Raw genomic sequence first — 23,313 nt, forward strand, 5'->3', positions numbered from 1 at the left:
TTATGAAAGAGAGCGTAGTAGACGTACATGATTTACAGGAAACTGCCCCGTTCTTTAAAAGTCGTTTCGGTACTTTTCTGGGGAAAGTGCTGATCAAATGGTTGAGTGTCGATAAGGTAAACAAGGCCCATGCCCATAGCTGCCATTTGAGGGGGGCGGAGTTCACAACAGCCTTGCTGAACGATCCGTTGATCGATATCAAATATAATCTGCATAATGCCGAGGTACTGGACCACCTGCCCGAAGGCGCTTTCGCCACTGTCTCGAACCATCCGATCGGATCAATTGACGGGATCATGCTGATCGATATATTCGCTTCACGCCGTCCGGATTTCAAAGTGATGGTAAACGGCGTACTGACCAAAATCGGGGCTATGGGAGATAATTTCGTGTCCGTCAAGCCTGACTCCAACAATCAGGGGGCCAATTTGAAGAATATAAACGGGGTCCGTATCTCCCTGCAACAACTGAAAGAGGGGCATCCGATGGGCTTTTTCCCTGCCGGGGGAATCTCGATGTATAATAAGAGGACGAAGAAGATACAGGATTTGCCTTGGACGCACAGCGTGATTCGCCTGATCCGGAAAGCGAAAGTGCCCGTATATCCTGTTTATTTTGATTTCTTGAATTCCCGCTTTTTCTATTGGCTGGGCCGTATCGACTGGCGGATCCGTACGTTGCGCATACCGGCCGAAGCCTTTAACAAGCGCGGACGTACAGTCGACGTTTACATCGGAGAGCCTGTTTCTCCCGAAGAAATCCAAAATATTGCCGACGACAAAGACCTGGCCGAGTTTTTATATCAACGGACGTACGGTGCTAAAAAATAACAAACCCGTATAGAAACCGCCTGCAGATTCGGTTAATTGAATTAAGATTTGTAATTTTGGCAGATAAAACTGAAATAATTACAGATAATAGAAGAAATATGATAAAGGTAGACGTGCAGCAGATAAAACAGCGTTTTGGAATTATCGGCAATAATGCCGCGCTGAACCGGGCTATAGATGTTGCCCTACAGGTCGCTCCAACAGATTTGTCTGTGCTGATTACCGGTGAAAGTGGTGTCGGTAAAGAAACTTTTCCTCAGATAATACATCAGAACAGTCCGCGTAAACATGGGCAATATATAGCCGTGAACTGTGGCGCTATTCCGGAAGGCACGATCGACTCTGAGTTGTTCGGGCACGAAAAAGGTTCTTTTACAGGTGCGTTGTCCGACCGTAAAGGCTATTTCGAGGTTGCGGATGGCGGGACGATTTTCCTGGATGAAGTGGGAGAGTTGCCCATACCCACACAGGCACGTTTGTTGCGCGTCTTGGAGACTGGAGAGTTTATGCGTGTCGGTTCATCCAAAGTCCAGAAGACGAATGTCCGTATCGTTGCGGCGACGAATGTCAATCTGATGCAAGCCGTATCGGAAGGGAAATTCCGTGAAGATTTGTTTTACCGGCTGAGTACGGTTCCTATCCAGGTTCCTCCTTTGCGCGAGCGAGGGGAGGATATCATTTTGCTTTTCCGTAAATTTGCCAGCGATTGTGCAGAGAAATACCGGATGCCGCCGATCCGTTTGGATGAGGAAGCCCGCCAATTGATGCTTTCCTATCGTTGGCCGGGGAATGTCAGGGAACTGAAAAACATAACGGAACGTATTTCTGTTATCGAGGAAAACCGGGATATCACCGCTTCCGTGCTCCGTCTGTATTTACCCGACCTGAATGTCGAGAAATATCCGGTCCTTGTCAAGCAGGACCCCGATCAGAAGATTTTCAACAGTGAACGGGAGATTCTGTATCAAGTGCTGTTCGACATGAAAAAAGATGTCAACGAACTGAAGAAGCTGGTACACGACATCATGGGAGGCAAGATGCCGATCGAGGTGCCGGAAGAACCGGCGGCTTACCCTCATCCGATCCATGCCGTCCATCCGGTTCCTTCCATCCAAGAAGCCGAAGCTGTGGAAGAGGAGGAGAGCCTGTCGTTGGAAGAGGTCGAGAAAGAGATGATCCGGAAGGCATTGGAAAAACATAACGGTCGCCGTAAGAATGCCGCTGCCGATTTGAAGATATCGGAACGGACGCTTTACAGAAAAATTAAAGAATATAATCTGGAATAAAAGATGTTGAAAAATAATAAGATATGGCTTTTCTGCCTGATCGGGCTGATTGTGACTGCTTGTTCGATTTCTTATAAGTTTAATGGTGCTTCTATCGATTATACGAAGGTCAAGACGATTACGATCAAGGATTTCCCGAATCAGGCTCCGTTAGTCTATCCGCCACTTTCGCAAAAATTTACGGAAGCGTTGAAGGATATTTATATCCGTCAGACCCGCTTGCAATTGGTGAATAGCAACGGCGACTTGGATCTGGAAGGTGAAATTACCGGCTACGACCTGACTCCTATGGCCGTAAAAGAAGATGCGTATGCGTCGCAGACCAAGTTGACGATTACGGTTCGGGTTCGTTATTCCAATCGGGTGAATCCGGACGAAGATTTCGAGCAGAGTTTCTCGGCTTATCGTGAATTCGATGCTACTCAGATGTTGCAGCAGGTACAGGACCAGTTGTCGGAAGAGATCATTGACGAGCTTGTCGATCAAATTTATAATGCAACGGTTGCCAACTGGTAAAAAATGAAAGCTGCTGATTTATATCGACTGATGGAGAACCCGGCCCTGCTGACTGAGGAAACACTTCCGCAGTTAAAGCAGATCGTCGATGAATTCCCGTATTTCCAGATTGCCAGGATGCTTTACCTGAAGAACCTGGCAGTCTTGAACGATATACGTTTTGGCGCAGAATTAAAGAAGATGGCGATCTATGTCCCTGACCGCAGGAAGTTGTTCACACTGATAGAAGGTGAACGGTTCGGTTTGCAGCTCCAGCCTGAGAAAGAGGAAAATCCAGCCCGTGAAGATGCTTTTTCTCTGATCGATGCTTTCCTGTCCAATCGCGAGGAGGAAGAACCGAAGGCGGATGCGTCTCTTCTGTTCCAGCCGTCCGTTTCGTCGGATTACATCTATTGGTCACTGACAAAGGAAAATGGGCAGGCAGAGGAAAAAGAAGAGGAAGTCCGTTTTCAGCACCACGATCTGATTGATTCTTTTATCAAAAACGAAGAGCAGAGGGTTCCCGGAAGTGGCCTGAACTTGGATATGGAAACGACTACCGGAGCAGCTGTTCCCCGAAATCTGGTGGAGTTGGAGGAAAGCCAGCATAAGCCGCTGGATGATTCCTATTTTACGGAAACATTGGCTCATATTTATGTAAAACAGAAGCGATATGAGAAGGCATTGCAAATAATTAAAAACTTAAACTTGAAATATCCAGAAAAAAATGTTTACTTTGCAGACCAAATCAGATTTCTGGAAAAGTTGATTATTAACACTAAAAAATAAAACAAAGATGTACGTATTTATTTCTATCTTAATCCTGATCGCATCTATACTATTGATCTTGATTGTATTGATTCAGAACTCGAAAGGTGGAGGTCTGGCTTCAGGATTCTCTTCTTCCAACCAAATTATGGGGGTACGCAAAACCACAGACTTTCTTGAAAAAGCAACTTGGACCCTTGCCGGTACTGTTGTTGTTTTAAGTATTGTCATTACTGCTTTTATTCCGAGAGCTCAGCACACGACTCAGTCTGAAATCAAAGAACAGATAAATAATGCTGTAACAATCGATCCGAATACGGTTGCTCCAGACTTTGGCACTGCCCAGCAGCCTGCAACAGCTCCTGTTTCTTCTGAAGAAGAAGCTCCGGCTAACTAATCGGAAACGGATTCTCGATATAATGGAGAGGCATTCTGCAACAAGGATGCCTCTTTTTTGTTTTATTTGATAGAATTATCAATAAGTGGATAGATATATTTTATCATGGGCGATACATATTTCTTCGTATCTTTGTCTCAATAGGCAAAATGCCTGTCTTAAATTGTAAATAAATATGGAATTGATTAACTTTGATGGACTGTTAATAGGCATTGCGACCTTTTTGATTATCGGGCTCTTTCATCCGGTCGTAGTAAAAGCAGAATATTATTGGGGTACGAAATGCTGGTGGATCTTCCTCGTTTTAGGAATAGTGGGAACGGTCGCTTCTCTGCTGATTGAAAGTGTTTTTGTTTCGGCTATATGCGGCGTATTCGCTTTCTCCTCTTTCTGGACGATAAAGGAAGTTTTCGAGCAGGAAGAACGTGTACTGAAAGGCTGGTTTCCTAAAAATCCCAAGCGGACTTATCCGGAGCGTAAGCCTTAATCGGACTTTTTATGGCTTAATTAGTATTTGAGCGTCGCTACCATGATAACCGGATTGTCATCCTCTTTCAGATTTTCCAGTATTCTGACCAGTTGGTTTCGCTTTTCAGGGAGAAGAACTTCAGATTGCTTCAGTTCATCTATATCAACCTGTTCCAGCAGGTCGAATGCGTTATAGGCGCAGATCCCGGATTTTGTCGATGGAATGTCCGCTGTTGTTATTATCGATCTCTTTTTGGTAGCACAGGATATTCGGATCATAAAAGTGTGCCAAGACTTTTCCGTAAATGTCCAGTATACCGATTTGCCAGTTATCTTTGGAACCGTCCTGTAAAGGAAGAAAGCGTCGGATAACGTGTTTGCCGTTAAAATAATTATAGCCACGCTGGTCCCAGTCGAAGCTCCCGAAAAGGGCTTCTCCGGGACGGGCAGGATGGATAGTATTGGTCCATGTTCCATCATATTTATAAGTTTTGATTTCGTTCTGGAAACCAAAGGCATTAGCGACATGGACAAGCCGGTTCTTTTCATCTATGCCGAAACCGTCAATAGACATGATATGCATTGGTCCGTCGCCCTCCCGGCTTACTATATTTTTGAACTTGCCACTTTTATCAAACCTGAATAGCCGACTATAAGCAACAGAAACATTATTGATAAACAGGTCGTTTTCCCCGATATACATTTTGCGGATTTTCTGGATGAAGCAACTGTCATTCGTTTCAAGCGGAATAATATCGATATCCATGACCGCATCACTTAGCAGCAGTTTGTGTACTTTGTTCTTGATACCTTCTTCGACATTGATTTCGAATATGATGTGTTTGGCTTTTTTAGTTTCTTGGTTGCAAGAAGCTAAAAGAAGTATGCTAAGGATGGGGAGCAGGTATCTATTCATCATACAGAAGGTTATGAGGTGAATATTATATTTTCGGCTAATGTAAGATTAATAATTAAGAATACAAACGAATTGTTTGATAATATTACGAATATTGCGTAATCTTTTATTTGTTAATTGTTTAAATGCTATTATTTCCAGGTCGTACGAAATATTCAATGTGCCAATTGACCAATGGAAGGAAATTTGAATCCTTTATAAAAATCATTTCCCATTATGTGGCATATTTTGAATAAAATCCCTGAACCGCTTTAACCCTTTTATCAAAATGGAGCGGGGACAGGCAATGTTCCAGCGCATAAAACCTTCTCCTTCCACGCCGTACATGGTTCCGGCGTTCAGCCACAGTTGGGTTTTTTCCACTAATAGCTGTTCCAATTTTTCCGACGTTATGTGAAGCATCGAGCAGTCCATCCAAACCAGATAAGTGCCTTCCAGTGTAGTGATCGGGAAATCCGGCAGATATTTCCGGCAAAAGTCTTTCATGCACCGGTAGTTCGATTCCAAGTATTCCGTGAGCGCATCCAACCATTCTTCTCCTTCATTGTAGGCGGCTATCGTAGCTTCGACACCGAAAGGGTTGACATCGCACACCTCGTTGATGTTAATCGCCTTGTCTATTTTCCGGCGGATGCTTTCGCTTGCCGAAATGATGTTGGCAATTTGTAATCCGGCAATGTTGAACGCTTTGCTGGGGGACAGGCAGGTGACGGAATTTTGCAGGAATTGTTCTGACAGAGAGGCGAACGGTGTGTAGTTGTGCCCCGGATATGTTAGTTCGCAGTGGATTTCATCCGAGATCACCATTACACCGTTGCGGAGGCAGATATCTCCGATCTGCAACAATTCGTCGCGGGTCCATACTCTTCCGGCGGGATTGTGAGGGTTACACAACAGTAGGATTTTAGCCTTCGGATCGGCTGCTTTTATTTCCAGATCTTCGTAGTCGATAACGAATGTATCGCCGAGGCGAATCAGTGGGTTGCTGATGCATTGGCAACCGTTGTTGCGGATGGATGAGAAGAAACAGTTATAGACGGGTGTCTGGACCAGCACATTGTCGCCGGGCTCAGTCAAAGCCTTGATGATGGCAGAAATGGCCGGCACAACACCGGATGTATAGATGATCCAGTCTTTTTGTATCGTCCAGCCGTGCCGGCGTCCGAACCAGTTTGCCACTGCTTTGTAATATGAATCCGACACGCGGGTATAGCCGAAAATACCGTGCGAAACGCGTCGTTGCAAGGCTTTGACGATGGCGGGAGCCGTTTGGAAATCCATATCGGCTACCCACATCGGCAATACATCGGTATTTGTGGCGCTGTCCCATTTGTAGGAGTTCGTGCCGTGACGCGGAATTATTTTATCAAAATCGTATTCCATGTCGTACCTCATGTTTCAAGCGGAAAAGCAGGAACGGCGGTTCCATAACTTTAGTTTGCAATCAGCAGGAGCCTTGATGTTGTTATCGATGATGATCTCATCGTAACTTTCGGCCGTGATGCATCCGGTGCACGGATTTTTCACGCTGCGTATCGGGCTGTTGATGGTGGCTTGCACGGAACTGCATTCGAAAGCGAGGTCGCAGTCGTCTGCCATCGTACAGTTTTCCATCACCAGGTTGTGGGCGTAGCAGAGCGGTTGCGTACCTGAAATCTTACAATTCACCAAGCGCAGGTTTTTGGAATGCCAGCCTAAGTATTCGCCGTTGAGTTCTGAATCGTAGACTGTTACGTTCTCGGTGTTCCAGAAAGCGTCTTTCGAGTGGATGATGGCGTTCCGTATTTCGACGTTCTTGCAGTATTGGAACGAGTAATTACCGTTCTGTGAATAATTCTCGATACGGATATTCTCGCTGTGCATGAACAGGTAGTCGGCTTTGTCGACCTGCACGTTCTTGATTTCCACGTTACGACAGTGCCAGAGGGTTTCCTGTGCATTGGGGATCTGGACGTTTTCCAACCGGATACCGTCCATTTCGCGGAACATCTTCGGGGCTTCCACTTTAGTTCCGGTCATCACGAGATTTTTCGAATACCACAATGCTGCACGTGCTCCTTCGGTAAAGAGACAGTTCCTGACTGCGAAGCCGTCTACATGCCAAAACGGGTATTTTCCCTCGAAGCGGCAATCGACTGCTATAATGTTAGTGCACTCTTTCAATGCGGACTCTCCGGCGTGGATCGTCACGTCATTCAATTGGAGGTCATGGGTGGCGAACAAAGGACGTTCGCCACCGAATTCGGTATGTTTAATCTGTTGCATATTTTGTTATTTCAAATATTCATGGAAAAAATGTTCGATTTTGTCGAACGGAATTACCGACAGGTTGTCGTATAGGTCGACATGGCTGGCGTCGGGGATGATCAGCAACTCTTTGTTGTCACCCGTCAGTTTCTTGAATGCGTCTTCGCTGAAATAGCGGGAGTGTGCTTTCTCGCCGTGCATCACGAGTACGGCGCTGCGGATTTCGTCGCTATAGGAGAGCAAAGGCATGTTGATGAACGAAAGAGCCGATGTCTTGTTCCATCCTCCGTTGGAGTTGAGTGACCGCTTGTGATAGCCGCGGCTGGTCTTGTAATAGTTGTGATAGTCTTTTACGAACCAGGGGACATCGTCGGGCAGTGGGTCGACCACTCCTCCGGCGAGCGCGTATGAGCCGTTCTTTGCGTCTACCGTACGTTGTTCGTTGAGCTGGCGGCGAAGTTCATAGCGCTGGTCGGCATTCATGGAGTCGAAATAGCCGTTTGCGTTTACCCGGCTCATGTCGTACATCGTCGAAGTGACCGTGGCCTTGATACGGGTGTCGATTGCAGCAGCGTTGATCGCCATGCCGCCCCATCCGCAAATGCCGATGATACCGATGCGTTCGGGATCGACATCATTGCGGGTAGAGAGGAAATCCACTGCTGCACAAAAATCTTCGGTGTTGATATCGGGAGAGGCGACATAACGAGGCGTTCCGCTACTCTCTCCGGTATATGAAGGGTCGAAGGCAATGGTTAGGAATCCGCGTTCGGCCATAGTCTGTGCGTAAAGGCCAGACGCCTGTTCTTTCACGGCTCCGAAAGGGCCGGATACTGCGATAGCCGCCATTTTCCCGTTCGCATTCTTCGGTATGTACATATCGGCGGCAAGTGTGATGCCGTAGCGGTTGCGAAACGTTACCTTGCTGTGATTCACTTTATCACTCTTCGGGAAAATCTTATCCCATTCTTTCGTCAATTCTGAATCTTCCATTTCTATATTCTTTTTACCAGTTTGGATTATATCTTTTTCAACTATCCTGTTTCCTGCCTCTATTGTCGTGACTCCTGCCATCAACAAAGCCAATGTGATTATTCTTTTCATATCTCCCGTATTAATTTGGCCGGTACGCCACCAACAATGGTATTGGCCGGTACATTTGTTTTTACTATCGAACCTGCTGCAATGATGGCATTGTCACCGATCGTCACCCCTTGCAGGATGGTGGAGCTGGAACCTACCCATACATTCTTGCCCAGTACAATGGGGGCGGGCTGCATGGAGGTACGCTTTTCGGGAGCGATTTCGTGGTTGAGGGTGGCGAACACCACATTGTGGCCTATCAGGCAATCATCGCCGAGCGTCACGCCTCCATGATCTTGGAAATGGCAACAAGCGTTGATGAACACATTCTTCCCGATCGTGATATTTTTTCCGAAATCCGTATAAAACGGGGGAAACACCCGAAATGAAGGATCGACAGGTTTCCCGAAAAGCCGTGATAGCAATTCGCGCACTTCATCGGGGGTATGGTAAGCACTGTTCAGTTCGAAAGTAATACGTCTCGCTTCATCACTCATAAGATCCATGAAACTATAAATCTCTTTCGTGTCGAGCGGCTTGCGCCCCTTCACATGTTCCAAAAATGTTTTTAATTCCATATTTTCAGCTATTCGTAATTTATCAAAATGTTTATTGAATCTGTTGCATTGAACTTTTGCAAAGGTCGGCATGTATTCTTTTTTTCTTTGTAGATAAATTACCGATATTATGCCCAGGATTACAGTTTCTGCTGATATACGGGTTGGTCTGCGTCGTCTGCGAAATCCCTGTTGGTGTTTCCCTTTTTTGTTTCCGACAAAATCTCCCGGAGGGGGATATTTGTTAGTTTGCTTTCGATCCAGGCTGTGAAATCAAAAGTTTTGAGAAGTTGTTTTTCATATTTGTCCTGCCGGATACGCGTTATATCTTTTTGGTATTGTGACCACAACTTTTCCCGGTCTTTTCTATAGATGGGCAAGGGGTGGGCCATAAGGAAGCGGAAAAGTAGTTTTTCGGTGATATACACCTGCTTCTCGTAGCCGATCGTCCGCTTGATGGAGCTTATTTCATTTGCGAAAAAGTCATAGTCTCCCAGTTCCGCCTGGATAAGGAGGTTGATGAGGCGGGCTGTTTTGTAGGACGGTAATGTGTGGAAGGACTTGTCGGAGCCGAGTATCTTTTTCATACTCTTGCGGGCTTTTGCCGGTTCTCCCAGGCAAAGATAAAGGATGGAAGAAGAGAGGGCTAGTTTTAGCCGGGTTTCCGGTCCGGTCATGACTGCTTTCTTTGATAAAAAATCGGTATAGGTTTCGGCAAGATGCGCTGCCGCATCGAATTGTCCGGTGTTGAGCAATCCCGAAAGTTCGTACAGGTAGCCGCGGGCTTGCACTTCCATCAGGAACTCTGTCGGGTAGTTACCCGTGCCGATCTCTTTTAGTTTGGATAGGAAGAAAGGCATTTCCCGGTATAATCCGGCAACATGGAGGCTGTTCAATACTCCCTCTATGGCGCTCAGGTAGTAGATAGGCGGATTGAGGATCAGATGGCGGTTCGCTTCGAAAAGCGCGATCAGTTCCTGATAGAAGCGGATCGCCGATTTATAGTTTCCGGTATTCAGGTAGTAGGTTGCCTGGAACAACAGGTGAAGTTTGCGTGCCTCGAATCCCTGGTAGGAATGGTTGGCAATCAAGTTCAGTTCGCTTAAAACAAGATCGTTCAGGTTATCTTTCTGTTTGTTCGAACGGGCGTACCCTTTATAGGTGATGCGGTGTTTCAGAATATCGTATAGTTGCAGGTGGAGGTTCGTGTTGCGGGCATATTTCATCACGTCGTTGATCTGCATCTGCTTGTTGACCAGTTCTTTCTCACTGATACCTTCGAAACCGAGCGTACTCAGATATTTCAATTCCGTACGGTAGATCAGGAGAAGCAGCGGATCGTTTTCGTATGTGGTAGCCAGCTTCTTTGCTTTTTCCAATTCGGCAAACGCATTGTCGAAAAGTTCCCGTTCGAAAAGGATACCGGCTTTTGTGATATAATTGAAGATAGTCGTTTGTATGTCCTGTTTCTCCCGCAACTGGACAAGGCAATCCAACAGTACCTGATAAAGATGTTTAGCCGCCATCTCAAAGCTTTTTTCATTCACTTCGCTGCAAAACTTCTCGTATATCTGTTCGGAGGAGAAACATTCACAGGCCAAGTCATATAAGACCATATAATGTTTATCCCCGTTTTGCAGGTTGGTATAGAGCCGGATATATCGTTTTTCCGCTTTGGAAAGCGACTGGGCCAATAGGATGATCTGGTTGAGCTTTGTGGCCTGTTTCATAAACTTATCTGCTTGTATGTAAGTTATATTACTGTGTATGCTTTTTGCAAAAATAAGATTTGGGTTTATCTTTCCCAAATAATTATGTGGAAAAAAGAAGCGATATACATATTACATTTGTAGCGCTTCATTGCAAACGATTCATATTTAATACGAAATAGAACATGGACACAACACAAACATCCAGGCGACAAATCCTGGTGGTCGGTAGCAGTAATACCGATATGGTTATAAAAGCCGCTCATCTGCCTCGTCCGGGTGAAACGATTTTGGGTGGAACATTCTTTATGAATCCCGGAGGAAAAGGGGCGAACCAGGCTGTGGCGATAGCGCGTCTGGGCGGTTCCGTTACTTTTATATGCAAGACCGGAAGCGATATCTTCGGTCATCAGTCACAACAACTTTTCGAGGAGGAGGGAATCAATACCTCTTATGTCTTTTCGGATTCCGGGAACCCTTCCGGCGTGGCCTTGATCACGGTGGACGAAAAAGCGGAAAACTGTATTGTCGTCGCTTCGGGTGCGAATGCCAACCTTCTGCCGTCTGACTTGGCGAAGGCGGAGGAGGCTATCGAGCAGGCCGATCTGATCCTGATGCAGCTGGAGGTCCCGATGGAGACCGTGTGCTTTGTTGCTGATATCGCCTGGCAAAAAGGAAAGAAAGTGATTTTGAATCCGGCTCCGGCACATCCGTTACCGGCCGATCTGCTCCGTCATTTATATTTGATCACGCCGAACGAAACAGAAGCGGAAATGATTACCGGCGTGAAGATAACGGATGAATCGTCGGCAGGTGAAGCCGCCCGTCTCCTTTCGGAAATGGGGGTGCAGCATGTTATTATTACATTGGGATCGAAAGGGGCGCTTATCTATAGCGGCGGAAAGGCCGAGATGGTTCCCGCCCTGAAAGTGGAAGCTGTCGATACGACTGCCGCCGGCGATGTATTCAATGGCGCTCTGACTGTCGCACTATCCGAAGGGCGAAGCCTGAAAGAAGCCGCCCGGTTCGCCTGCAAGGCTTCGGCTATCTCGGTGACACGTGTAGGGGCGCAGTCGTCTGCTCCTTACCGGAACGAAGTGGATATTTTTGTTTAATATAAATCTTATTCTTTATAAATATGAAAAAAGCAATATTACATGTCTTGGGAGGTTTTTTGTTGTTAGGAACTGTCTCCTGTTCGCAACAACCGATCGGACAAAAAACGACGACTCTTCCCGAATCATTTACCATCAGCCGTGAAAAACTGTTGGATAAGATAAAAGGGGGATGGGCAGGACAAACGATCGGTTGTACCTATGGAGGACCGACAGAGTTCAAGTATAACGGGACGATGATACAGGAATATGTCCCGATTCCCTGGAGAGACGGATATATGAGGTGGTGGTATGAAAACTCGCCAGGTTTGTATGACGATGTCTATATGGACCTGACGTTTGTGGACGTCTTCGACCGGTTGGGGCTGGATGCTCCTGTCGATTCGTTTGCCATGGCTTTTGCCAGTGCCGGTTATATGCTCTGGCATGCGAACCAAGCGGCCCGTTATAATATCTTGCAGGGGATCATGCCGCCTGCATCCGGCCATTGGCTGAACAATCCGCATGCAGACGATCTGGACTATCAGATAGAGGCCGATTATTCCGGGCTGATGTCTCCGGGTATGCCTAATTCCGCGTCTGAAATATCCGACAAGATCGGGCATATCATGAATTATGGCGATGGTTGGTATGGTGGTGTATATGTCGGGGCGATGTATTCGCTTGCGTTTATCTCGGATGATATCGGATTTATCGTGACTGAGGCTTTGAAAACGATACCGGAGCAAAGCCGGTATTACCAATGCATGCAGGACGTGATCCGTTGGCATGCCGAGTTTCCGGATGACTGGAAACGTACCTGGTTCGAGTGTGAGAAGAAGTGGAGCGAGGATATCGGTTGCCCGGACGGAGTTTTCGTTCCGTTCAATATCGATGCGGTCATTAATAGCGCTTATATCCTGATCGGATTGTTGTATGGCGATGGAGATTTCTTCAAGACGATGGATATAGCGACCCGTTGCGGCCAGGATTCGGATTGCAACCCGGCTTCGGCTGCCGGTATTTTAGGTACGGTTCTGGGCTATAGCCGGATACCGGAATACTGGATGGGAAATCTCAAAGAGGTGGAGGATATGAACTTTGCCTATACGGATATCTCGTTGACCCGGACGTATGAAATGTCTTTTAAACAAGCCTTGCAAATGGTCGAAAGAAATGGCGGAACAGTGGGAGATGAGGACGTGACGATTGCCTGCCAAGCACCTGTCCCGGTCCGTCTGGAAAAAGGCTTCGAAGGATTGTATCCGGTCGGGCGCATCCATGTGAATCGGGAAGTTGCCGATGTCGGCAAGGTCGTGCTTGACGGAACCGGGATCGTATTTAAAGGTCGTGTGCGTGCTGCCGACGAAGAATATGTGGCCCGTGTGGAAATGTATATGGATGGCGAACTTGTCGAAACGGCAAATTTACCGGCTGCATCCAGGACACGCAGGCACGATCTGTTCTGGAAATACCAAATTCCGAAAGGAAAGCATATCTTTACATTCAAATGGTTGAACCCGGTGGCGGGTGCATCCGTTCGTTTTAACGAGGCGTTGGTTTATTCCGACAGTCCTCTTCAAGTTGTTCACCCATAAATTCAATAACATGAAGAAATCGATTCTTTTTACCTGTTTGGCTGTTTTGCTGGCGGCCTGTTCCGGAAGACCGGCTGCTACTGCTCCGGAAGAAGTAATGGTACAACCTGTCAACCTGATATTGGATACGGATCTGGGACCGGATTATGACGATGTCGGTGCGATGGCTCTGATGCACGCGTTGGCAGATAGCGGTCAAGTGAACATTTTAGCGACTGTTTCGTCTAATAAGGACGAGCATGTCGTACCCTGCATAGAAGTGCTGAATACCTATTTCAACCGACCGGACATCCCTGTCGGTGCTCCGAAAAGCGAGGGAGGCGCTTCGCTGACCACCTGGCATAAGACGAAATGGACCGAAGAACTTCCGGCCCGCTATCCGCATAAAACGGCAAAAACTTCGGATGCCCCGGATGCCGTGAAAGTCTACCGCCGGATTTTGAGCACGCAGCCGGATAGCAGCGTCGTGGTCTGTACGATCGGTTTTTTCACTAACCTGAAAGACCTTTTGCTTTCCGGTGGTGACGAGTATAGTCCGCTTTCCGGCCGTGATTTAGTCGCAAAGAAGGTGAAACGTCTGGTTTCGATGGCCGGTTTATTCCCCGAAGGGAAGGAATTTAATGTCTATTGCGATACTCCGGCATCCCGCGTGGTAGCAGAGCAATGGCCTACGGAAATCATATTCAGTGGTTTCGAAATCGGGAATGTGATCTTTACCGGCAAGAAGCTGGTGCAGATGGATGTGGAGGACAGCCCGGTGAAAGACGCCTATTCACTTTGTTTTGCCGAAGGCGACCCGGACGGACGGATGAGTTGGGATCTTACGGCTGTGCTGGTGGCTGTCAAAGGATATGAACCCTATTACAATGTAGAACGCGGGACATTCCGTGTCGTGAATGATGAAGGTGCCAATAGCTGGATGCCGGACGGAAAAGGCAGGGATCTTCTCCTGATGGAAAAAGTGCCGGCGGCGGAAATGGCAGCTTTGATTGAAAGTTATATGATGCATCAACCTGTTTCAAAATAAGGAAGTTATGTTTATAGTACAAGATTATTCGTTGGCGATCCTGTTCTGCGTTGTCACAATGCTCTGTTGGGGATCGTGGGGAAATACACAGAAGCTGGCCTCGAAGACCTGGCGGTATGAGTTTTTTTATTGGGATTATGTGATCGGCGTGTTGCTCTTTTCCATTCTTTCCGCTTTTACGTTGGGCAGCTTCGGCTCCGAAGGACAGAGGTTCCTGCCTAACCTGGCGCAAGCCGATATGGGGTCGTTGGGGAGCGCTTTCGTGGGTGGCATTATTTTTAATGCAGCCAATATCTTGTTGTCGGCGGCTATTGCGATTTGCGGCATGTCGGTGGCTTTTCCGGTCGGGATCGGGCTGGCATTGGTATTGGGCGTATTGGTCAACTATTTCGGGGCGGCCAAAGGAGAACCTTTGTACATCTTTATCGGCGTAGCTCTGATCACGGTTGCCATCCTGTTGAACGGGTTGGCTTATAAGAAAGCATTGGTCGGTTCGAAAAAAGTGTCGGGAAAGGGTCTCTTTATTTCGATTGCAGCCGGTGTGATCATGGCTTTCTTCTATCGCTTTGTTGCGGCTTCGATGGATCTGGACAATTTTGCAGAGCCTGCGCCGGGCAAGCTGACACCTTATACCGCTGTGTTTATCTTCTCTTTAGGCGTGTTCATCAGTAATTTCCTGTTCAATACGATTGCCATGAAGCGTCCGGTGGAAGGTGAGCCGGTTTCCATCTCCGGTTATTTCAAGGGGAATGCCAGGACGCACCTGGTGGGTATATTGGGAGGCGTTATCTGGTGTATCGGCCAATCTTTCAGTATGATCGCTTCGGAAAAAGCCGGGGCTGCCATTTCCTACGGTCTGGGGCAGGGGGCGACGCTTGTATCCGCACTTTGGGGAATTCTGGTATGGCATGAATTCAGGGGAGCTCCGCGTTCTTCGGATTATCTGAATGCCGGAATGTTCGTCCTGTTTGTGATCGGCTTGGGCTTCCTTATTTATGCCGGGGCATAATAATATCCTGTTTTTATCCTTGTGATAAGTTATTTATCGCGAAAAAGCCTTACATTTGTCTTAGTTTCTTGTTTATTGGATATGTACAAAACTAAAAAGCAGGCTTTATGAAAGAGGATAATGATATTTTCAAGAAGTTCCGGGATTCATTTAGTAAGATTGACGGACATTTCCATATATTAGAACAGCGTGTACCCGTAGAACGGCAGATGGAGTATTTTAAATATTCGGAAAAGATCAGGAAAGATCAGGATAAGCCGGATATTTCTAAAATGGATTTTTCGGTTTTCGAGGAAAGTCTGGACGATCCCGAATCGACTACGGAACATAAGAAGTATGTATTGTCTATGCTTGCAACCTCACGGCAGGTAAAAGCATACAGGATATTGGAAGGATATGCCCAGGCTCCGGACCCGGATGTGGCGGACTGGGCTTATATGGCTTTGATGGAAAGCCGTATCGCTCTGGAATCCGAACTGTCGGACGAGAAGCAGATCTATATCTCTACCGGTTTGGGAGGAAAAGGGGAGAAGTTGCGTTTTTATGTGCTGATTCTGGCGAATGAACTGAAACCGTTCCTGGAGTATCAGAAGAAAGTGATCGAACGTGAATTTCCCTATTCGCTGGAAAAGGCGGATTGCGAAATCGAGCGGTTGACAATAGGTGAGAAACATATGGAGCTGGTTTTCCTGATCCCGGTTTGGGCAGATATCAAGCAGACGCTGGACAAGGTGATCAACGAATGTAACCAGTATGGGAACTTCCTTTCGCAGATTTTCACGATTACGAACGTGAAGGAGCTGTCGGCCGAGGAAGTGGAAGAGATTATAAATAAGAATGGAGGAAACAGTCAAGCAAGCCATTAAATATGGTATAGTAGGAGTGAGTAATACGGTGATAACCGCCGCCGTCATCTGGATCATGATGAAGTTGTTCGGATGTTCGGATGTCGTTTCGAATGTGGTCGGTTATGTGGCAGGCGTATTGAATAGTTTTATATGGAATAAGCAATGGACATTCCGAAGCTCTGCCGGATGGATCGGCAGTGCCGTCCGTTTCGGGGTCGTGTTCGGAGTGTGTTATCTGTTGCAATTGGGGCTTTTAGTGTATGTCCTGAATCCATGCCTGTCGATCGACCCCTATTATAACCAATTGATAGCAATGGCTTTTTACACGGTGATTAATTTTATCATGAATAAGTTTTATACGTTTAAGGCTTAATGCAGATGAAGAAACTTGCGGTCATAGTCCCTTGTTATAACGAGGAGTTGGTCATTGCCGAATCGTACCGGCGTACACGGGAGGCGTTGCAGAAACTCCCTGTTTTAACGGAAATTATCTATATCAACGACGGCAGCAGGGACCGGACACGTCTGATGCTGGACGAGATCGCGGCTTCCGACCGGCAGGTGAAGGTGATCCATTTCTCCCGTAACTTCGGGCATCAGCCGGCTGTTACGGCAGGTATCAACAATTGCGATGCCGACCTGGCTGTCATCCTGGATGCCGATATGCAGGATCCGCCCGAACTCATCGCATCCATTCTCGAATTGCAGGAAAAGGAGCAGGCGAACGTGGTTTATTGCGTCCGCAAGTCCCGCGAAGGGGAAGGACTTTTCAAGAAAGTGACGGCGAAAGCCTTTTACCGTATGCTGAACTATATGAGTGATGTGAATTTCCCGTTAGATACAGGCGATTTCCGCCTGATAGACCGCAAGGTGATGGACCAGTTCGACCGTTTCCAGGAGCGGGGAAAATATATTCGCGGACTGATCAGCTGGGTCGGCTTCAAACAGGTTCCTTTCTATTATGAACGGGAGGCACGCATCGCCGGAGAGACGAAATACCCGTTCAGCAAAATGTGGAAGTTCGCCACCACCGCCATGCTTTATTTCTCCAAGAAACCGTTGCGCCTGGCGACAAGCTTGGGCTTTATCGCCGTATTGGTCGGCATCGTGCTGGCCGTCTGGTTTACCTTAGGCAAGATATACGGCTTCAGTAATGCCGAAACAGGCTGGACTTCCATCATGACCTCCGTTATTTTCTTTGGCGGCGTCCAATTGCTGACGGTCGGTGTGTTAGGGCAATATGTCGGCATCTTGTTTGACGAGATCAAAGCACGTCCGGAATATATTATCGACGAGAAAAAGAATTTCTAAACGGACGGATTACCGAACAAATCTGAGTCACCAGCCTGCGGATATTTTCTGCGGCAAACTCCGGCTCCATCGCGTCCTTCAGGGAGACCGGGCCGGGTGTGATCGAGAATACCCCCTGGAAGCCGGCCCGGTTCATCCGATCCGTATCTTCTATGCTTCCAGCCAGTACGATGACGGGGACGTTCTGTTTCCGGGACTCTTCCAGGATGCCGAAAGGCACTTTTCCCATCGCTGTCTGCCGGTCGGCTCGTCCCTCACCGGTGAAGATCAGGTCGGCCCCCTTTATTTTCTTACCGAAGTCCAGCATGTCGAGCAGCAGGCGGATGCCCGGTTTCAACTCGGCGTCCAGGAACGCGAGGAAGCCGCCGCCCATTCCTCCGGCTGCCCCGGCTCCGGGAACATCCGAAATGTCTTTGCCTGTAGCCGACCGGATAACCCGTGAAAGCGCCTGCATGCAGGCATCCAGCTCTTTGACCATCTCCGCATCGGCTCCCTTTTGCGGGGCGAAGACATAAGCCGCTCCCTCGGGTCCGCAGAAAGGATTATGTACATCGCAGGCGATCGTGAAACGGGCTTCCTTTAAAGCCGGGTGCACGGCAGATGTGTCGATGGAGGCAACCTGCGACAAAATCCTGCCGCCTGTCCCCAACAGATCCCCCCGTTTGTTCAGGAAGCGGAACCCTAAGGCTTGCAGCATCCCTAACCCGGCATCATTGGTGGCGCTGCCTCCGATACCTATTATAAAACGGCGGCAACCTTGTTCGAGGGCATCGAGGATCAGTTCCCCCGTCCCATAAGTTGTCGCCAGCATCGGATTCCTTTTTCCTTCGGGGACCAGAGGCAAGCCGCTGACGGCCGCCATCTCGACCAGAGCCGTTTGCCCGTCGCCCGAAATGCCGTACCGGCCCTGCATGGGTTCCATCAAGGGGCCGTGTGCCGGCAGGGTCCGGCATTTCCCCTTTGTCGCGGAGATAAGTATGTCCAACATACCTTCGCCTCCGTCGGCGATCGGAAACAGCAGGGTTTCGCAATTGGGAAAGATGGCTTTGATGCCTTTCATTACCGCAATTCCTGCCTCTTCTGAGGTCAGGCAGCCTTTAAAAGAGTCGATGGCTATTACAGCTTTATTCATTTATCCGTCTTATGATGCCTTAGATCATTTGTGGGTTCAAATGTATCTAAAGTTTACGAGATATGAATGATAAAAGATGATTTATCGCGGCAAAAGGTGAGGCCGGATCTACATGCGGTTTTGCGGGATCCTCTGTCACTCTATCACACATTGTCTTGTAAGCATTGATAAACATGTTGTGCATGGAGTGATACATGCCGGATTCCTGTATCACTCCTGTATCACTCCTGTGTCACACCTCTATCACACCCTATCGATGCTGAGGGGATTGAGATAGTCCTTTTATCCTTGTCAAGGATCTTAATTACAGGTAGTTGGTGTGGGGATACCCTGTACATCCGGGTGTAGCCGTCCCGAACATCCGGATGTACGAAGCGACAACATCCGGGTGTGGAAAGCCGGAAGATGGGCGTGTTTCTAAACATTTCCTACTGTTGGTACATGATCTGATTTTATTCGTATCTTTGTCTCGTTAAACGTTTATCAGTATGAAAGCAAAAAAGAAAGATTCGTTAATGGATTACATCAAAGCGAACCGAAGAGGAAGTAGGGAAGCGGAGATTGAGAATCACGGTCATCCGGTCAGTTTCAACCGGGTGCATGTATCGAAAAAGGTGTATAACCGTAAAAGAGATAAGGCAGATGCCCAGAGGCATCTGCCTTATTTGTGCTTTGTGGTTGGCTCCAATTAGTGCTGGTGATTGTGTACCGGATATTTTTCCTTAAACCACTCGACCAGTTTTCCGTCTTTGAAACTTAATAAGTAATATCCTTCCGTGTTCTCAGTCATGGAAGCAGTCTTGTAACTGATGGTCTCGACCGACCCTTCGGAGGTCATGCGGGCGCCCGCCGATTCGAAATCTTTTCCCAATATGGAGATCACTTTCTTTTTGGTCATGCCTAATTCGATGTCTTTCATCTTGCTGTCCATTTGGTAGGGCTGCATAAGCGTTCCGCAGCTTGTCAGCAGGAATGTAGCCAGTAGTAGATACATCCATTTCATCTTTTTCATATATCCTTGTTTTTATAGTTAGTAAACACGTAGCTAAGGTAATATTATTTTGTAAATGAAAAGAGGGAAGGATATAAAAAAAGAGGAAAACCTTTCGATTTTCCTCTTCTTGAGAGCGGAAGACGGGGCTCAAACCCGCGACCCTCAGCTTGGAAGGCTAATGCTCTATCAACTGAGCTACTTCCGCAAATTAAAGAAAGTGGGCAGTGATGGATTCGAACCACCGAAGGCGAAAGCCAGCTGAGTTACAGTCAGCCCCATTTGGCCACTCTGGTAACTGCCCCCGTTATTTTCAATTGCAGTGCAAAGGTACGACTATTTTTGAAACCTGCAAGCGTTTAGGCAGAAAAATTTACCATTTTAAGAGCGGTTACTGCCGCTTCATCGCCTTTGTTTCCGTACTTGCCGCCTGCACGGTCTTCGGACTGCTGCATGGTGTCTGTCGTTAACAGACCGAAAATGAACGGAATATCGTACATCAGGTTCAATTCCGTAATCCCCTGCGTAACGCCGGAACATACATAATCGAAATGAGGAGTGTCCCCTCTCACGACGCAACCCAAAACGATGACGGCGTCCACTTCTTTTGTTTCAGCCATCCTTTTTGCACCGAAAGTCAGTTCGAAACTTCCCGGTACTCGTTTTACATATATGTTTTCGGCTTTGACGCCATGCTTTTCCAACGTGTTGCAGGCTCCTTCCAGTAGTTTTTCGGTGATGTGCTTGTTCCATTCCGCTACGACGATCCCGACAGTCACCTCCGATCCGTCAGGAACGCTGTTGAAGTCGTATTCCGATAAATTTTGATAAGCTGTTGCCATATTCTTGTTCTTAAAAGAAGAGGATGCCTTGTTTGACGAGACATCCTCTTATATGAATTATACTATTTATATACGTATTATTTGTTCAAAGCGGAAGCACGCGTGATATATTTGTCGATATCGGAAGCTTCCATCGAATTGAAATATTTTTCTTTGATAGTGGTGTATGCTTTAACTGCGTCGCCATACTGTTTCAGGCTTTCGTAAGCGATACCGGCTTTCTTCAGGTAAGTCGGGCTGATCACTTCGTTGCTTGCCTGTTTGGCTGCTTTTTCGAAATAGCTGATGCCTTCTTTTACATTGCCCATGTTTACATAGCAGTCACCGATCAGGCCTGTGATAGCCGGAGAGATCATATCGTCGCTGCCGCTGAAAGATTTCAGCAGGTCCAATGCCTTTTCGTTTTCGCCCATCTTGAAATAGCAGATACCGGCGTAAGCTTTTGCCAGGTTACCGGCCGATGTGCTTCCGTATTGGTCGATGATCGCTTCGAATCCTTCATAGTCCGCACCGTTTCCGTTCAATGCCAGGTTGAAAGAGTCTTTGGCAAAATACTGTTCGCCTTTGAACATAGCTGCTGCGGCTTTCTTCTCCTGCGGAATCAGATATCCGTGCTTGATGCCCAAAACAGCCCCAACAACGAGAGCGAGTGCTATAATACCGTAAATGATTTTCTTTGAATTGTTTTCAATGAACTGTTCCGATTTCGAAACAATTTCTTCGACCTCTAACTCCTTGTTGGTGTCTTTTTCCTTAGTAGCCATAATGTTTTTATAGTTGTTATTATTTTATCACTGTTTTATGCCTGTGGCAATTCAAGTCGCAAAAGTAGTTTTTTTTACTGAGAAAATCTATACTTAGAAGTATATTTTTTAATTTTGTGCGACTAATATAGTGCGGATGATACTTAAAAAGCTTTCTATACTCAATTATAAAAACATTCTCCAGGCAGAAGTTTCTTTCTCTCCCGAGATAAATTGTTTTTTCGGGAATAACGGAATGGGGAAGACCAATCTGCTGGATGCCGTGCATTATCTCTCTTTTTGCAAGAGCCATATCAACACGCCCGATTCCCAGCTGATCAACAACGGCCAGGATATGTGCGTGTTGCAAGGTAACTATGACTATGAGGGACGTGAAGAGGAGATCTTTTGTGCCATCCGCCGCCGGCAGCGGAAACAGTTCAAGCGGAATAAGAAAGAGTATGACAAACTGTCGGAGCATATCGGCCTGTTGCCGTTGGTGATGGTTTCGCCTGCCGATTCTGAACTGATACAGGGCGGGAGCGAAGAACGCCGCCGTTTTCTCGATGTGATTATTTCGCAGCAGGACAAGCCCTACCTGCATGCGCTGATACAATATAATAAGGCCTTGCTCCAGCGGAATTCGTTGTTGAAGGACCAGTGTACCGACGCCTCCCTCTATGAAGTGCTGGAAATGCAATTGGACATGTACGGCCGGATGGTGTACGAGAAGCGGCAGATGCTGGTAAACGATTTCACTCCGATCTTCAACGAGTATTACCAGACGATCTGCCGTTCGACCGAGCAGGTCGGCCTGCGCTATATCTCCCAGCTGGAGAAGGGGAGCCTGGCGGATATGCTGGCTGCCAACCGGGAGCGTGACCGCATACTCGGTTATACCTCGACCGGCATTCACAAGGATGAACTGGAGATGACGCTGAACGACTACCTGATCCGCCGTGTCGGTTCGCAGGGACAGAACAAGACGTATCTGATTGCCCTCAAGCTGGCCCAGTACGTTTTCCTTTCCCGCAGGGGGCAGGCGCGTCCGATCCTCTTGTTGGACGATATTTTCGACAAGCTGGATGCCGACCGGGTGGAGCAGATCGTCAAGCTGGTGAGCGGCGACCAGTTCGGGCAGATCTTCATCACCGATACGAACCGGAAATACCTGGACGCCATCCTGCAATCGATCGATCACGGCTACGCTCTGTTCAGGGTCGAACAGGGCGAAGTGCAACCGATGGAGGAAGTAGGATGATGCACCGGAATGCACAGACGTTGGGCGATGCGATCCGGGAGTTTTTTGAAGACAATGCCGGGTTGCGTGCGAAGATACTGGAAATCCGTGTCCAGCGGGCTTGGGGGGAGATTTTGGGGCCGATGGTCGCACAGTACACGCGCAATATATATGTAAAGGACAAAGTGTTGTATGTTTCCCTCACTTCCTCCGTCCTGAGAAGTGAATTGGTATTGTGCCGGGAGCGGCTGGTGAAGAGCCTGAACGATTATGCCGGTTCGGCAGTTATACAAGATATAGTTATCAGATAAAAGAATTGACTCGTTATGGATACAAGAAAGATAGAAGAAGTTCCTTTTGAAGAGGTGTATGAGGTGGAGAAGTATGGCACGTACTATTCCGAGAATAAATTTTGGCAGAAAGTGCGGCGGATCGCGAAGAAGGTCGGTGCGACCGTGATGCGTCCTGTCTTCCAACTCTATTATCTGCTGCATGATAAGAACGTCCCCTTGCAACACAAGGCTTATATCATAGGTGCTTTAGGCTACTTTATCCTGCCGTTCGACTTGATTCCGGAAAGTATTCTTCCGGTGATCGGGTTTACCGACGATGTCGCCGTCATGGGCCTTGTCTTGAAAATCGTAAAGGATAGCATCACGCCGGAAATAAAAGCCAAGGCGGATGCCAAAGTCATGGAACTGTTGCAGACGGATAAGATCTGA

27 protein-coding genes and 2 tRNA genes are annotated in these 23,313 nt (G+C 47.5%); 17 read left to right on the forward strand and 12 right to left on the reverse strand.

Annotated features, from left to right (window positions below):
- Positions 1-2 precede the first annotated feature (2 nt).
- The 6 genes from ACW6QF_RS02920 to ACW6QF_RS02945 all read left to right on the forward strand — a co-directional run bounded on the left by ACW6QF_RS02920 (position 3) and on the right by ACW6QF_RS02945 (position 4,263).
- Positions 3-830, forward strand: coding sequence for a lysophospholipid acyltransferase family protein (locus tag ACW6QF_RS02920; RefSeq protein ID WP_456086761.1), 828 nt, complete (start codon positions 3-5; stop codon positions 828-830).
- A 98-nt stretch (positions 831-928) separates the two neighbouring features.
- Positions 929-2,116 carry a sigma-54 interaction domain-containing protein gene (locus ACW6QF_RS02925; protein WP_456086762.1) on the forward strand — a complete coding sequence of 396 codons (1,188 nt, stop codon included), beginning with the start codon at positions 929-931 and terminating at the stop codon, positions 2,114-2,116.
- Between the two features lie 3 nt (positions 2,117-2,119).
- Complete coding sequence (gene lptE, locus ACW6QF_RS02930) at positions 2,120-2,632, forward strand: LptE family protein (protein ID WP_298551507.1); 513 nt, start codon at positions 2,120-2,122, stop codon at positions 2,630-2,632.
- A 3-nt stretch (positions 2,633-2,635) separates the two neighbouring features.
- Positions 2,636-3,400 (forward strand): hypothetical protein, encoded by a 765-nt coding sequence (locus ACW6QF_RS02935; protein ID WP_456086763.1) that lies wholly within the window; start codon positions 2,636-2,638, stop codon positions 3,398-3,400.
- 7 nt (positions 3,401-3,407) lie between these two features.
- A complete protein-coding gene (secG, locus tag ACW6QF_RS02940) occupies positions 3,408-3,776 on the forward strand; it encodes a preprotein translocase subunit SecG (RefSeq protein ID WP_186928235.1) in 369 nt (122 codons plus the stop codon).
- 175 nt (positions 3,777-3,951) lie between these two features.
- The gene (locus ACW6QF_RS02945) at positions 3,952-4,263 is read left to right on the forward strand and encodes a DUF4491 family protein (protein WP_456086764.1); all 312 of its coding nucleotides are present in this window, start codon (positions 3,952-3,954) and stop codon (positions 4,261-4,263) included.
- A 171-nt stretch (positions 4,264-4,434) separates the two neighbouring features.
- On the opposite strand, the gene ACW6QF_RS02950 is transcribed toward ACW6QF_RS02945, so the two are convergent.
- The 6 genes from ACW6QF_RS02950 to ACW6QF_RS02975 form a co-directional block, all read right to left on the reverse strand.
- On the reverse strand, positions 4,435-5,163 hold the full coding sequence (locus tag ACW6QF_RS02950; protein ID WP_456086765.1) for a 6-bladed beta-propeller: 729 nt from the start codon (positions 5,161-5,163) through the stop codon (positions 4,435-4,437).
- A 201-nt stretch (positions 5,164-5,364) separates the two neighbouring features.
- Positions 5,365-6,543 (reverse strand): MalY/PatB family protein, encoded by a 1,179-nt coding sequence (locus ACW6QF_RS02955; RefSeq protein ID WP_456086766.1) that lies wholly within the window; start codon positions 6,541-6,543, stop codon positions 5,365-5,367.
- Positions 6,544-6,558: 15 nt separating this feature from the next.
- Positions 6,559-7,425: a DUF3737 family protein gene (locus ACW6QF_RS02960; protein ID WP_298551498.1), complete on the reverse strand. Its 867-nt coding sequence runs from the start codon at positions 7,423-7,425 to the stop codon at positions 6,559-6,561.
- Between the two features lie 6 nt (positions 7,426-7,431).
- Positions 7,432-8,400 (reverse strand): alpha/beta hydrolase, encoded by a 969-nt coding sequence (locus ACW6QF_RS02965; protein ID WP_298551758.1) that lies wholly within the window; start codon positions 8,398-8,400, stop codon positions 7,432-7,434.
- A 107-nt stretch (positions 8,401-8,507) separates the two neighbouring features.
- The gene (locus ACW6QF_RS02970; protein WP_456086767.1) at positions 8,508-9,068 is read right to left on the reverse strand and encodes a sugar O-acetyltransferase; all 561 of its coding nucleotides are present in this window, start codon (positions 9,066-9,068) and stop codon (positions 8,508-8,510) included.
- A 119-nt stretch (positions 9,069-9,187) separates the two neighbouring features.
- On the reverse strand, positions 9,188-10,777 hold the full coding sequence (locus ACW6QF_RS02975) for a hypothetical protein (RefSeq protein ID WP_456086768.1): 1,590 nt from the start codon (positions 10,775-10,777) through the stop codon (positions 9,188-9,190).
- Positions 10,778-10,941: 164 nt separating this feature from the next.
- On the opposite strand from ACW6QF_RS02975, the gene rbsK reads away from it, so the two are divergent.
- The 7 genes from rbsK (at position 10,942) to ACW6QF_RS03010 (ending at position 17,643) form a co-directional block, all read left to right on the forward strand.
- Positions 10,942-11,871: a ribokinase gene (gene rbsK, locus ACW6QF_RS02980; RefSeq protein WP_186928230.1), complete on the forward strand. Its 930-nt coding sequence runs from the start codon at positions 10,942-10,944 to the stop codon at positions 11,869-11,871.
- A 23-nt stretch (positions 11,872-11,894) separates the two neighbouring features.
- On the forward strand, positions 11,895-13,448 hold the full coding sequence (locus ACW6QF_RS02985; protein ID WP_298551490.1) for an ADP-ribosylglycohydrolase family protein: 1,554 nt from the start codon (positions 11,895-11,897) through the stop codon (positions 13,446-13,448).
- Positions 13,449-13,458: 10 nt separating this feature from the next.
- Complete coding sequence (locus tag ACW6QF_RS02990; RefSeq protein ID WP_456086769.1) at positions 13,459-14,475, forward strand: nucleoside hydrolase; 1,017 nt, start codon at positions 13,459-13,461, stop codon at positions 14,473-14,475.
- 7 nt (positions 14,476-14,482) lie between these two features.
- Positions 14,483-15,484 (forward strand): GRP family sugar transporter, encoded by a 1,002-nt coding sequence (locus ACW6QF_RS02995; RefSeq protein ID WP_186928227.1) that lies wholly within the window; start codon positions 14,483-14,485, stop codon positions 15,482-15,484.
- Positions 15,485-15,591: 107 nt separating this feature from the next.
- Positions 15,592-16,350 (forward strand): hypothetical protein, encoded by a 759-nt coding sequence (locus ACW6QF_RS03000; protein ID WP_456086770.1) that lies wholly within the window; start codon positions 15,592-15,594, stop codon positions 16,348-16,350.
- A complete protein-coding gene (locus tag ACW6QF_RS03005) occupies positions 16,322-16,705 on the forward strand; it encodes a GtrA family protein (protein WP_298551483.1) in 384 nt (127 codons plus the stop codon). The genes ACW6QF_RS03000 and ACW6QF_RS03005 overlap by 29 nt, the downstream gene beginning before the upstream one ends.
- Positions 16,706-16,710: 5 nt before the next feature.
- Positions 16,711-17,643: a glycosyltransferase family 2 protein gene (locus ACW6QF_RS03010; protein WP_456086771.1), complete on the forward strand. Its 933-nt coding sequence runs from the start codon at positions 16,711-16,713 to the stop codon at positions 17,641-17,643.
- Here ACW6QF_RS03010 and ACW6QF_RS03015 read toward each other — a convergent pair.
- Positions 17,618-18,775 carry a glycerate kinase family protein gene (locus ACW6QF_RS03015; protein WP_456086772.1) on the reverse strand — a complete coding sequence of 386 codons (1,158 nt, stop codon included), beginning with the start codon at positions 18,773-18,775 and terminating at the stop codon, positions 17,618-17,620. The genes ACW6QF_RS03010 and ACW6QF_RS03015 overlap by 26 nt on opposite strands.
- A 488-nt stretch (positions 18,776-19,263) precedes the next feature.
- Between ACW6QF_RS03015 and ACW6QF_RS03020 the strand changes: the two genes are divergently transcribed.
- Complete coding sequence (locus ACW6QF_RS03020; RefSeq protein WP_298551477.1) at positions 19,264-19,467, forward strand: hypothetical protein; 204 nt, start codon at positions 19,264-19,266, stop codon at positions 19,465-19,467.
- Here ACW6QF_RS03020 and ACW6QF_RS03025 read toward each other — a convergent pair.
- The 5 genes from ACW6QF_RS03025 to ACW6QF_RS03045 all read right to left on the reverse strand — a co-directional run bounded on the left by ACW6QF_RS03025 (position 19,464) and on the right by ACW6QF_RS03045 (position 21,372).
- A complete protein-coding gene (locus tag ACW6QF_RS03025; RefSeq protein ID WP_456086773.1) occupies positions 19,464-19,787 on the reverse strand; it encodes a hypothetical protein in 324 nt (107 codons plus the stop codon). The genes ACW6QF_RS03020 and ACW6QF_RS03025 overlap by 4 nt on opposite strands.
- A 114-nt stretch (positions 19,788-19,901) precedes the next feature.
- Positions 19,902-19,974: transfer RNA gene (locus ACW6QF_RS03030), tRNA-Gly, on the reverse strand.
- Positions 19,975-19,987: 13 nt separating this feature from the next.
- Positions 19,988-20,070: transfer RNA gene (locus ACW6QF_RS03035), tRNA-Tyr, on the reverse strand.
- 55 nt (positions 20,071-20,125) lie between these two features.
- Positions 20,126-20,608, reverse strand: a complete 483-nt coding sequence (gene ribH / locus ACW6QF_RS03040; RefSeq protein WP_008148823.1) for a 6,7-dimethyl-8-ribityllumazine synthase — start codon at positions 20,606-20,608, stop codon at positions 20,126-20,128.
- A 77-nt stretch (positions 20,609-20,685) separates the two neighbouring features.
- Entirely contained in the window at positions 20,686-21,372 is a 687-nt protein-coding gene (locus ACW6QF_RS03045; RefSeq protein ID WP_148478805.1) for a tetratricopeptide repeat protein, read from the reverse strand.
- Between the two features lie 136 nt (positions 21,373-21,508).
- Here ACW6QF_RS03045 and recF point away from each other — a divergent pair, with 136 nt between their 5' ends.
- From recF to ACW6QF_RS03060, 3 genes are read left to right on the forward strand one after another with little or no spacing between them, the layout of a single operon-like run.
- Positions 21,509-22,612, forward strand: a complete 1,104-nt coding sequence (gene recF / locus ACW6QF_RS03050) for a DNA replication/repair protein RecF (protein ID WP_456086774.1) — start codon at positions 21,509-21,511, stop codon at positions 22,610-22,612.
- Entirely contained in the window at positions 22,609-22,902 is a 294-nt protein-coding gene (locus ACW6QF_RS03055) for a DUF721 domain-containing protein (protein ID WP_298551468.1), read from the forward strand. The genes recF and ACW6QF_RS03055 overlap by 4 nt, the downstream gene beginning before the upstream one ends.
- 15 nt (positions 22,903-22,917) lie before the next feature.
- Complete coding sequence (locus ACW6QF_RS03060) at positions 22,918-23,313, forward strand: YkvA family protein (RefSeq protein WP_456086775.1); 396 nt, start codon at positions 22,918-22,920, stop codon at positions 23,311-23,313.

The organism is Parabacteroides sp., from assembly GCF_977054455.1.

What these genes read in the sequence shown, in the direction of transcription:
- ACW6QF_RS02920 (WP_456086761.1), top strand. Translation starts at nt 3, where the DNA reads ATGAAAGAGAGCGTAGTAGACGTACATGATTTACAGGAAACTGCCCCG.
- secG (WP_186928235.1), top strand. Translation starts at nt 3,408, where the DNA reads ATGTACGTATTTATTTCTATCTTAATCCTGATCGCATCTATACTATTG.
- recF (WP_456086774.1), top strand. Translation starts at nt 21,509, where the DNA reads ATGATACTTAAAAAGCTTTCTATACTCAATTATAAAAACATTCTCCAG.
- ACW6QF_RS03005 (WP_298551483.1), top strand. Translation starts at nt 16,322, where the DNA reads ATGGAGGAAACAGTCAAGCAAGCCATTAAATATGGTATAGTAGGAGTG.
- rbsK (WP_186928230.1), top strand. Translation starts at nt 10,942, where the DNA reads ATGGACACAACACAAACATCCAGGCGACAAATCCTGGTGGTCGGTAGC.
- ACW6QF_RS02955 (WP_456086766.1), bottom strand. Translation starts at nt 6,543, where the DNA reads ATGGAATACGATTTTGATAAAATAATTCCGCGTCACGGCACGAACTCC.
- ACW6QF_RS03055 (WP_298551468.1), top strand. Translation starts at nt 22,609, where the DNA reads ATGATGCACCGGAATGCACAGACGTTGGGCGATGCGATCCGGGAGTTT.
- lptE (WP_298551507.1), top strand. Translation starts at nt 2,120, where the DNA reads ATGTTGAAAAATAATAAGATATGGCTTTTCTGCCTGATCGGGCTGATT.
- ACW6QF_RS02970 (WP_456086767.1), bottom strand. Translation starts at nt 9,068, where the DNA reads ATGGAATTAAAAACATTTTTGGAACATGTGAAGGGGCGCAAGCCGCTC.
- ACW6QF_RS02950 (WP_456086765.1), bottom strand. Translation starts at nt 5,163, where the DNA reads ATGATGAATAGATACCTGCTCCCCATCCTTAGCATACTTCTTTTAGCT.
- ACW6QF_RS02985 (WP_298551490.1), top strand. Translation starts at nt 11,895, where the DNA reads ATGAAAAAAGCAATATTACATGTCTTGGGAGGTTTTTTGTTGTTAGGA.
- ACW6QF_RS03020 (WP_298551477.1), top strand. Translation starts at nt 19,264, where the DNA reads ATGAAAGCAAAAAAGAAAGATTCGTTAATGGATTACATCAAAGCGAAC.
- ACW6QF_RS02925 (WP_456086762.1), top strand. Translation starts at nt 929, where the DNA reads ATGATAAAGGTAGACGTGCAGCAGATAAAACAGCGTTTTGGAATTATC.
- ribH (WP_008148823.1), bottom strand. Translation starts at nt 20,608, where the DNA reads ATGGCAACAGCTTATCAAAATTTATCGGAATACGACTTCAACAGCGTT.
- ACW6QF_RS03000 (WP_456086770.1), top strand. Translation starts at nt 15,592, where the DNA reads ATGAAAGAGGATAATGATATTTTCAAGAAGTTCCGGGATTCATTTAGT.
- ACW6QF_RS02960 (WP_298551498.1), bottom strand. Translation starts at nt 7,425, where the DNA reads ATGCAACAGATTAAACATACCGAATTCGGTGGCGAACGTCCTTTGTTC.
- ACW6QF_RS03025 (WP_456086773.1), bottom strand. Translation starts at nt 19,787, where the DNA reads ATGAAAAAGATGAAATGGATGTATCTACTACTGGCTACATTCCTGCTG.
- ACW6QF_RS02975 (WP_456086768.1), bottom strand. Translation starts at nt 10,777, where the DNA reads ATGAAACAGGCCACAAAGCTCAACCAGATCATCCTATTGGCCCAGTCG.
- ACW6QF_RS03060 (WP_456086775.1), top strand. Translation starts at nt 22,918, where the DNA reads ATGGATACAAGAAAGATAGAAGAAGTTCCTTTTGAAGAGGTGTATGAG.
- ACW6QF_RS03045 (WP_148478805.1), bottom strand. Translation starts at nt 21,372, where the DNA reads ATGGCTACTAAGGAAAAAGACACCAACAAGGAGTTAGAGGTCGAAGAA.
- ACW6QF_RS02935 (WP_456086763.1), top strand. Translation starts at nt 2,636, where the DNA reads ATGAAAGCTGCTGATTTATATCGACTGATGGAGAACCCGGCCCTGCTG.
- ACW6QF_RS02995 (WP_186928227.1), top strand. Translation starts at nt 14,483, where the DNA reads ATGTTTATAGTACAAGATTATTCGTTGGCGATCCTGTTCTGCGTTGTC.
- ACW6QF_RS02965 (WP_298551758.1), bottom strand. Translation starts at nt 8,400, where the DNA reads ATGGAAGATTCAGAATTGACGAAAGAATGGGATAAGATTTTCCCGAAG.
- ACW6QF_RS02990 (WP_456086769.1), top strand. Translation starts at nt 13,459, where the DNA reads ATGAAGAAATCGATTCTTTTTACCTGTTTGGCTGTTTTGCTGGCGGCC.
- ACW6QF_RS02945 (WP_456086764.1), top strand. Translation starts at nt 3,952, where the DNA reads ATGGAATTGATTAACTTTGATGGACTGTTAATAGGCATTGCGACCTTT.
- ACW6QF_RS03015 (WP_456086772.1), bottom strand. Translation starts at nt 18,775, where the DNA reads ATGAATAAAGCTGTAATAGCCATCGACTCTTTTAAAGGCTGCCTGACC.
- ACW6QF_RS03010 (WP_456086771.1), top strand. Translation starts at nt 16,711, where the DNA reads ATGAAGAAACTTGCGGTCATAGTCCCTTGTTATAACGAGGAGTTGGTC.